This window comes from Pseudoalteromonas sp. TP27 (assembly GCF_056470645.1).
In genome coordinates this window covers 1-9199 of record NZ_JARDAK010000037.1, presented here as the reverse complement: position 1 = coordinate 9199, position 9199 = coordinate 1, and the positions used below count along the sequence as shown (strand labels likewise).

13 protein-coding genes are annotated in these 9199 nt (G+C 42.0%); 12 read left to right on the top strand and 1 reads right to left on the bottom strand.

Features of this window, described 5'->3' with window-relative positions:
• The first annotated feature begins 167 nt into the window (after positions 1–167).
• From PX700_RS21065 to PX700_RS21050, 4 genes are read left to right on the top strand one after another with little or no spacing between them, the layout of a single operon-like run.
• The gene (locus PX700_RS21065; RefSeq protein WP_479521846.1) at positions 168–752 is read left to right on the top strand and encodes a hypothetical protein; all 585 of its coding nucleotides are present in this window, start codon (positions 168–170) and stop codon (positions 750–752) included.
• A gap of 7 nt (positions 753–759) precedes the next feature.
• Entirely contained in the window at positions 760–1296 is a 537-nt protein-coding gene (locus tag PX700_RS21060) for a hypothetical protein (protein ID WP_479521845.1), read from the top strand.
• Positions 1297–1312: 16 nt separating this feature from the next.
• Positions 1313–1552 (top strand): hypothetical protein, encoded by a 240-nt coding sequence (locus PX700_RS21055; RefSeq protein ID WP_479521844.1) that lies wholly within the window; start codon positions 1313–1315, stop codon positions 1550–1552.
• 43 nt (positions 1553–1595) lie between these two features.
• The gene (locus PX700_RS21050) at positions 1596–2102 is read left to right on the top strand and encodes a hypothetical protein (protein ID WP_479521843.1); all 507 of its coding nucleotides are present in this window, start codon (positions 1596–1598) and stop codon (positions 2100–2102) included.
• On the opposite strand, the gene PX700_RS21045 is transcribed toward PX700_RS21050, so the two are convergent.
• Entirely contained in the window at positions 2082–2561 is a 480-nt protein-coding gene (locus tag PX700_RS21045) for a hypothetical protein (RefSeq protein WP_479521842.1), read from the bottom strand. The genes PX700_RS21050 and PX700_RS21045 overlap by 21 nt on opposite strands.
• 112 nt (positions 2562–2673) lie before the next feature.
• Here PX700_RS21045 and PX700_RS21040 point away from each other — a divergent pair, with 112 nt between their 5' ends.
• Genes PX700_RS21040 through PX700_RS21005 form a run of 8 tightly spaced genes read left to right on the top strand, consistent with a single transcriptional unit; the run spans position 2674 to position 9090 of the window.
• Positions 2674–3024 (top strand): hypothetical protein, encoded by a 351-nt coding sequence (locus tag PX700_RS21040; protein WP_479521841.1) that lies wholly within the window; start codon positions 2674–2676, stop codon positions 3022–3024.
• Complete coding sequence (locus PX700_RS21035) at positions 3021–3332, top strand: hypothetical protein (RefSeq protein ID WP_479521840.1); 312 nt, start codon at positions 3021–3023, stop codon at positions 3330–3332. Before PX700_RS21040 ends, PX700_RS21035 begins: the two co-directional genes overlap by 4 nt.
• A gap of 12 nt (positions 3333–3344) precedes the next feature.
• Positions 3345–5846, top strand: a complete 2502-nt coding sequence (locus PX700_RS21030; protein WP_479521839.1) for a VirB4 family type IV secretion system protein — start codon at positions 3345–3347, stop codon at positions 5844–5846.
• Position 5847: 1 nt separating this feature from the next.
• Positions 5848–6648 carry a hypothetical protein gene (locus PX700_RS21025; protein WP_479521838.1) on the top strand — a complete coding sequence of 267 codons (801 nt, stop codon included), beginning with the start codon at positions 5848–5850 and terminating at the stop codon, positions 6646–6648.
• Positions 6645–7562, top strand: coding sequence for a type IV secretion system protein (locus PX700_RS21020; protein WP_479521837.1), 918 nt, complete (start codon positions 6645–6647; stop codon positions 7560–7562). The genes PX700_RS21025 and PX700_RS21020 overlap by 4 nt, the downstream gene beginning before the upstream one ends.
• A 27-nt stretch (positions 7563–7589) precedes the next feature.
• Complete coding sequence (locus PX700_RS21015; RefSeq protein WP_479521836.1) at positions 7590–7967, top strand: hypothetical protein; 378 nt, start codon at positions 7590–7592, stop codon at positions 7965–7967.
• A 1-nt stretch (position 7968) separates the two neighbouring features.
• Positions 7969–8352, top strand: coding sequence for a hypothetical protein (locus tag PX700_RS21010; protein WP_479521835.1), 384 nt, complete (start codon positions 7969–7971; stop codon positions 8350–8352).
• 9 nt (positions 8353–8361) lie between these two features.
• Positions 8362–9090, top strand: a complete 729-nt coding sequence (locus PX700_RS21005) for a VirB8/TrbF family protein (RefSeq protein WP_479521834.1) — start codon at positions 8362–8364, stop codon at positions 9088–9090.
• Positions 9091–9199 lie beyond the last annotated feature (109 nt).

Sequence of the window (9199 nt, the reverse complement as noted above, 5' to 3'; positions counted from 1 at the left end):
TACATTCTTTTAATTTAATTAGGGGGTGTCAGTCTTGTAAGCACGTACAGCAACGTGCCGTCTATTGGCAGTAGGCTAAAAAATAGCAAGCATCCCAAACTATATACAGTGTCCAAGTATTTATCGCTGAGTGAGTTTCTTCTCTTATCAAATAAGGTAATAACACCATGCAATACGCCTTGTTCTTAGTTGGTGAAAAAGAGCAGCACAGACCATTACTGGATACTGCTGAACTTCACGTCCTTAACGCAACGCTTTCAGACATCACCGAAAGTGATAAATATGAATCTCAATTTGTGCAAAAACTGGTTTATGGTCGCTATAAACCTCAACCAGATTTCAAATTTCCACGCAGTGAAGTAAAGCGTCATATCAATAGTGCGATTGGCTTTTGTTTGGCTCACGTATCAAATACTCACGTCACTTATTTAAGTATTGATGACATCGAGTTAATCGACGTAAACTTAACCGCCAGTTGTGGGCATTGCCCAACACCACACAAAACCAATGACATTCCTTTTGCTGCTTTAATTTCTTGTCCTTCTGACTTTACATTGAATAAGCAAGGACCAGCAAAAACCGTGTTTTTGCGTTGTCATAGTGTGGATGTACAAACTGATTTACTTAATAGAATGGGACTGTTTGCCTTTATCTGTGAAGAGCGTAATTATGCATCGCCCGTCACGAAGGAGAACTGGACATCACGTATCGATTACCGACGTGCGACAAAAAAAGCACAAAAATTAAGGTAACAATACGATGCTATCCGCCATACTCGCATTAGCTAAAGAGCACCAACAAAAAACATTGCAAGGCGTGCGTGAAATTCAACTCATTGACATCGCACTCTCTGAAATTAGAGATCGAGTAGAGAAACGAAAAACAGTGTCTGTGAACAAACTGGTTTATGGTTTCTATATACCTAACCTTAATATTGATGTTGAATTTTCACACGATGAAGCCAAGCGTCATGCCAATGATATGAATTATGCCATTGACGGTTTGTTGATTTCTGTATCAGAAACTCACGTCACTTGTTTAAGTATTGAAGAATTAGTATTACTCAACGAAAACTTAACCACCAGTTATGGTCAGGGTCTTCTTTTTGCTGCCTTTATTTCTTGCCATTCCGACACTGAATTCAAAGAGCCAAAAATCGCGTTTTTGAAGTCGCAAAGCATGATACCGACGAATTTACTTAGGCGGATGGGGTTGTTTGCCTTTATCTGTGAAGAGACTAACGATTCATCACCTCTCACAATCGATAATTGGGCATCACATATCGAACAGCCATGAAGATAAGGATTAATTGATGAAACCCTGCGTATTTCCAAAAAATGATGACGTAGTCATTATTAATGGTCAATATCACGATCATTTTCGACCAGCTTTTCCACTAAATTTAGCTTCTGCTACTGCTAAAGCTAACTTCGATAGAACCATCACTCTGCCTATCGACATGGATGCTTGGGAGGATTACTTACTGGCGTACTCGGACATTGATATAAACAATCACCAAGATCCTATGAAACACATCGATTGCAACTCGTAGAGTCCTTATATTAAGGATTCTTTTATACAAAAAGGACATAATAATGAAACGATGGTTAGCTATCTTAAGCCTCACAATTGCTTTACAAACCAATGCCCACTCTACGCCCATAAATACTACACATATTAACATGACTCCAGAAGTTGCTGCTCTTTTGTCAAAACCAAACACAACAATGTGGATAAATATTAATGGTGAAGAGCATGAACGTCACACTCTTGAACCCTTAACCTTTTCTCTCTCAAATTCATTATTATTCCGGTCTATTTTAAATACACCAATCAGTGACATTATCGACAATAACGAGGTAATAACAGAAAGAAAAACAGGATGGGAAATCATTATAAAAAAAATGACAGATACAAAAATCAGTATCGATATTAATGTTATGGAAAAATCACTCTCTGATAAGACCAAAGCACAAACTCATACTAAAACACTGCACTTTACTGATTTTTCAACTCAGAAATCTTGCCAGTCTTCTTTATTTACAGGTGAAAAAATAAAATCAATTCAACTCTGTTTAAAATCAGCGTTGCCGACTAATTGATAAGCTAGCACCTAATTTATTTTCAAGATGTACGACTTGTTTTGTTTGATTAGTAATTTCAAATGGAATAATAACTGGATCTAATAAGTGTTTACTCGATTCTAATGTTGGCTCTGTAATGAATTTACCTTTGATTTCATACCCTGAATCAGTTTCTTTCATTTGATATTCTACATAAATATACACAGGGACGAGTGTACAACTGTCTTTTGTTTCACAAATATTCATACGACTATTTGTGATTATATTATCCTTAAATGGCTGAAAATCACTAGACAATGCCGATCGCTCCGTCGGCTCAAAGTAGATATTAACGGAACGGGTTATCCCGTAATTCCAATCTTCATTATATACAAGATTTAGTTCAACTTTATTATTTGGACTTTGCTCTGTTGTACTACAACCATTCATTAATAATAAAAGTATCAATCCACTAACTGTATTCTTTATTATGTTCATAATATTCCTTTAAATTTTATCTTAAAAATCAAAGTATATATGCATAATCAAGAAAATCACGAGGATTACTTTCATAGCAAAAGTTAAATGCAGATCTAAGACGTGACAATTTATGACACCATCAAACCCAAAACTCAAGAACACCACAGTCCTTGATAAACATTCACTCATTCTTGGCCTACCCGTTGAAATTCTGGCCATCACCGCGCTCTTTAGTGTTTTTGGTGTTGGTTTACTTATTTCATTGGGTGGGCTTTTTTGGGGCTTAATTCTAGGCTCGCTCTGGATAACCCTACTATTTATGCCCATGCGGGCATTGCACAAACACGATCCACAAGCATGGAAAGTCTGGATTAAGACACTGCAACACGCCTCACTTTCCCCACAAACCATCATTAAAAAAGACATCCGTATCATGCAAAAACACCGCGTGACGCCCTTTACTCTCTGGAGAAAAAAATGAAAACAACCCGATCTATTATTCCCTTGATTTTGTTATTCCCAACCCTTGCTCATGCTCGCGTCTCTATTGGCTCTAGCGGGGGCGGCCCATTCAGTAAAGTCGGCGACTTCTTCCAAGAAATCGTTGATTTTCTTGGTGGCACAGGCACCTTGTTCGTGGTCTTTGTTGCCATTTGTGCGGGTATTGGCCTTTGGGTCTTCATCCCAAAACAAGCGGGCACGGCCCTTGGTTGGATTTTTCGAGGCTGTATTGGTGCCATTGCGTTATTTAGCATGGGCACCGTCATTACTTGGCTACAAAGCTTCTAGGAAAAGACACTCATGGCAGCATTAAATCAATTTATACACACGTTTGCGGCCATGAACTCCGTGGCCATTACCGATACTGGCAGCGTGATTGGGGTGCTTGAGCTCTCAGGCGTTGAACCTGCAATGTTAAGCAGTGAAGATAAATCACTCATGACTCGCTTACTTCGCGGTCTTATTCAACGCTTACCCGTTCATGCCACCTTAACGCAATATTATTTTCATCAAAACAACGCCCATGTATCGCTGTTACCAAGAAACAACCCACGAGCACAATTAGTCTCCACGCGTCGTGCTAACTTCTTAAATCACACGCGAGACATGAACCGCTCTAATTTATATTGGGCAATCGAAATAGCCCCATCAAGCGCCTTAAATTCAAAAAAGGGATTGATTGCCTCCTTTTTTCAAGCGCTGGTTGATAAGAACCAACGCCAATTATTACGACTGGCTTTATCGCATCGTGAATGCAGTTTAATTGAGGAGCGTGAGTTTCTTGCTCAATGTGATGCACTCAACGACACATTAGATAAGCTAGTATTGGGCTTGAGTTTTCGCTCTCTGACTAATACTCGATTGAATGACGGCTCGTTGTTCTTTTTACAAAAAGCCTTAGTGCAACTTTCGCCACGTTATTTACAAGAAAACGCGGGAGCCCCTCGCTCTGATTGGGATAAATATCTGGCCACGGTTGAAGTAACCACCGTGATTGTAGAAGGGGTTCATTATCTTAAAATTGGGGCCTCGCAGCCTGTGTATGCTCGCATCGCGAGCGTACAAGGGGTTGGCATGGAAACCGTACCAGAAAGCGCGTGGGCCAGTGAGTTAGCCCCTGTATTAGAGAAGGGAAATTACCTTTTGTTTACCCGCTTTACTCCGTTTACCACCCGTGAAAAACACGCCATGGTATCGGCTCGTGAAGGTGAGCTCTATCGCTCACAAGTCGCTATTTCCGATTTAGTGTTAGGCACCGCCTCGGCGGGCGCGATTAAAGAAAAAATGAACGCCAACCCACGATTAAAAGAGACCTTGTCAGAGCTTGATACCATCGCGCACGATTCAGATAAATACGGTCTATTCAATTCATCCGTAGTTATTTTTGATACCAGTGTGGCCTTGGTTCGTGAGCGCGTTAAGCGATTAAATTCCGTGCTTGAGAATGCTGAATTTCACTTACTGTGGGAAAGTATCGGGCTTGTTGGAGCCTATACACAATTGTTGCTCGGCGCCACATCAAAGGGGCTGCGCACCAGTACCATCAATACCACCCAAGCCGCTGCGCTGTCTCTCTTTTATCGCTCAAATGAAGGCTTACCGCTGTGGGATTTTGGTCGTAAAAAAGAAGAAGCACTTTACATTCTCGAAGGGGATGACGGGGTTCCGTTTCACTATACCCCGTTTGTCGGTGATAAATGTTTGGTCATTGGGGTCGGTCCAACGCGAAGCGGTAAAACCTTCTTAAAAAACTGCATCGCTACCCATTTTTCAAAACTCGGCGGCATGTATTGCGCCATGGACATAGACCAAGGCTCTGAGCCTGTGGCTCGATTCTTCAAAGAAGATGGGGCTATTTTTCGATTAAGCGATACCCAAACCACCGAAGGCTTTAATCCTTTCATGATGGCCACGGGGCCAGAAGATGACGCTTTTCGTCGTCACATGATGGGCCTTATTCGTTTGATGCTACAAGAGAATGATGCGGTTGAGTTGCAAACCTTAACCTCGGATGAGCAAGCGCAGCTTGACCATGCCATCTTAACCACCATGTCACAAGAAAGCACTGAATTGAAAAACTTCTCTGCCATGCTCGGACAATGCAGTCCGTCAGTGCATAAGAAACTCGCGTATTTCAAGCGAGGCGGGTTGTACGGCAACTTATTTGATAACGATGTAGATGCGATTGGGGTATTAGATAAACCGTTTTCGGTTTACAACACCGAAGGCGTCAAAGACTACCCAAAGCTCGCCACCTTGGTAAATACAGAATTGTTTTTTAGGGCGGTTCGCTTATTTGAAAACCCACTCCATCGTGAGCGAGCGAAGTTTCTTGAAGTGGATGAGTGCCAATACGTTCTGTCACAAAAAGGCGCGGCTGAGTTCTTGATTAAAAAAGCCAGAACGTGGTTTAAGCATGGAGGCGGGATGGGATTTTGGACTCAATCCCCTAAACACTATTCAGCACTTGAGGAATGGTCAACGCTGCGAAGTGCGGCAACCACCTTCATTTTCATGAGCGACAAGGAAATGGAAGAGCAAGAATATAAAAATGCCTTTCCGTTTCTGACCAGCCATGAATGCGACATCATCTTGAACCTCATTCCACGAAAACAAGCGTTCATCAAACAAATGGACATTGGTGTGGCCAAAATCGTTAATCTTCATGTAGAGCCTGAGCAATATGTTATTGCTACCTCAAGACCTCATGAAGCCGCTCTTGCACAACGTATCTACGATGAAGAAAGTGACATTGATGTGGCTATCGATCGCATTGTCGATGAACTCGGATTAAGGAAATAGCATGAACTTTTATACGACAAAGAAAAAAGTCCTGGTATTAATAATAAGCGGCTGCTTATCCTTTAAGGCCGTTGGCTCTGGCTTTCCCGTGGTTGATATTGCGGGATTAGTTCAAGCCGTAACTCAATACAGCCAGCTCATTCAAGAATACGAGCAAATTCTTAAGCAAACAGGGCTTAACACTGACCAACTGCTTACGGCCATTGACCAATACACCCAAACCTTAAGGGAGTATCAAGTTCTGCTCAATCAAGTGGAATCCCTAAAAAATAAACTTGATAGAAAAGATTACATGGCCATCAGCCGAGACATGAACCGCTTGTATGAAAACCATTTGTTAGATACGGAGGTTCCTCAGACATTGGAATTATCACGCCGTCAGGCAGATTTTGGTACTCGTGATGACATGAATATCTTGGCAACGGATGCACTCAGTTACGTTCCGCAAGATTTAAGCTATTCGTATAACTTAGCCAATAACGCGAATAATGAATCTAAAGAGCGAGAATATTATCGGGCGCTAAATAAACAAAGTCGTGCCGACATCGACCATCTGGATGAGCAACGATTGAGCTTAGGCTCTCAAAGTGAGTTAGCGACCTTGCAATTGATTGTTGAGCAAAACCAAATATTGATTGACCAAATCGCGATAAGCAATGAAATGAGACTCGCTTCCATGGGGGCCAGTAATCTGGCCAATCAATCCGCCGAAGTGGAACTTCGAGCGAAACAAAGACAACTTGAGCGCATTAAACGAACCCAAGCGCAAGGAATAGTCATTGATGAAAGGCCATTTCGATGAGTGCGAGTAATACGTTTAGATACATGTTTTCCAATGACATTTCAGTTTTTATCGACACCTTAATTAATCACAGTGCGTTTACTTCCTTTGTCTGGGGTCTGTTTACTGTGCTTATCATTATCGTTTATTTTACCGAAGTGGCTAAATTCATGTTCACTGGGTTTGATATAGAAAGCACCACCCAATCCACGTTAATGGTGTTTGCAACCTTACTCATTTTTGCCAGTTACCAGACCATATTTGATACTACTCATCAATTATTTGATGAAATAGGACTGACAATTCAAGAAACGGGGACGGGATATAGAGATCCCTTTTTCTTGTTTAAATGGGTCACGTATTCATTCAATTCGATGTACAACGAAGACGTGTCATTCTGGCGAATGCCTTTTGATGATATGGTCTATGCGGTACTTTGGTATATAATCGCCACTTTATTGCAAGTGGTGATGTTTGCCATTGGCTCATGGGCAGTTTGGGTACTCGCCTTAACTAAAATTCTCGGTGTCTTGTTTATTCCATTGCTGATCCATCCATCAACACGAAATCTGTTTGATGGCTGGTTTAGATTTACCCTTGGAAGCCTTTTTCTACTGATTGTATTAAAAGCAACAGGGACGCTGGCAGCCCTTGCGATTAAAGCGCAATTTGCCAGTATCGGATTGATTAGTTGTGGAAGTGCCGTAAATTTTTCCTCGTGCACCGTTGCAGGAAAAGCCATAAACATGTCAATGTCAGGATTGAACAATGTAGACCTACTCGTTACGGGAATATTATCCATATTCCTTGTCGTTTCATCTATAGGATTAACGTCAGCCCTAGTGGGTAACGTCTCTTCACCAAGTCGAGCGGCGACATCTGGGGCGTCTAAATTAGCAAAATTAGGGCTTAATAAATTTTTACCTAAAAAATAGTCTTAAATCAAAGGAAACCGCAACACCATGAAAACGCCATTTTATACACCAGATCGTATTGCACGGATCACTCTGTATTCGCTTTGCTTACTCTTTCTTTCGTTAATAATGGTTTGTATCGGGCAAATGACCCAGTTACATGTTAATTCAGCTCATCTACTTAAAGTACACCACATACAAAGGGCTCAGAGTCCTCAAATAAAAACAGTCATGATTGATAGTGATACTGCTCTATGTGTATACAAAAATCATGAAAACATTACATTTGACCCAAGCAATGAAAAAGCATTATGTGCGGCTCGTGTCAGAGCTCACGACGTGCACCAATCGATTAAAGAAGCACAACAGCACTTAATTCCCGCATGGCCATTAAGTATTTTCATGAACACCCATAAGGACAAATAACATGTTTAACAACATCAATAAAAAAGAACTATTGACCACGGTCTTACAACTAATCGGGCTCGCGGTGACTATCCTCATCATAATGATGATTGGCCAGCTCTCTCAATTAACCCAAAGCCACTCTGATATGTACCTGCAAACTCACTATAATTGGAAAAACGCAGCCCCTGAAAATGCAGCGCTGATTGTTGCATATCGTGAGGAATGCATTGATAAAAACAAAGCCTCTAAGCAACCGCTTGTTGATAAAGAAGCCGAAGTAAATTGTGCCAAGAAAATGGGCGTCTACCCGCTGTATCGTCAACTGCAAGACCACCCAACATTAAACGCACAATGGCCATTGAAACTCTTTATGAATGACATCACCGTCACCAATGCTATCTAGGAGTATGTTATGCCATCCAGTATCGTCATTGATACGCCATCGGGGGCTGAAGCCCTCGATAATGAGCTAAAGCAACGCGCCGCCCTTCGCGCTGAACGGAACCGATGGTTCGCCATCTGTTTGTCCTTAGTGGTCGTGGTCTTTTTCTCCCTTGCCTTTGCGTGGTTTGCCTTTTTAAAGGCAAACAACAACAAAGAAATTGTGTATGTAAAACTCGCCCCCAACGGCTCATGGTCCGTTGTGGATTACCAACCCCAAGATGCACAGCTCTACTTTAAAACCACCATCGACAGCCTCCTTTCTCGCTACACCAGCCTACGTTATCAAGTCAATCCAAGCACCATCGCCACCGATTGGGGCGACGCCAGTCTCCTTATGGGGGCAGATTTGCGTGATGACTTTGTTTCCCCTCGCGGATTTAACGCCAAAGAGAAAGCGGCCAAGATAGTTACCAGTCGAGATAAAGTCACGATTGAGTTTCGTAACATCGAGCACTACGACCAAATCAATGCCATCAGCGCCGATGGCATTGAGAACAACGTGATACGCAGCAACGTGTATTTCACTCGCACCTCTAAAACCATGGGCCGAACCACGGCCCCTGAAAAATTGGTATTAAGTCTTCAATGGCAACTCATGGATAAAGTTGAGTTAGCCGAGCAAAGCATGGATTTTTTACGTATCAACCCGATAGGTATTCAAATCCTCTCTCAACAACTCAACATCGAGCGTGAGTAACCCTTATGAAAACACTGGTCTTCGTCGCCCTGCTTGGGGTGACGAGCGTTAGCGTGCAAGCCGCTACCTGTAAACAATTACGATTCTCTGAAAACGACATTATCACGGT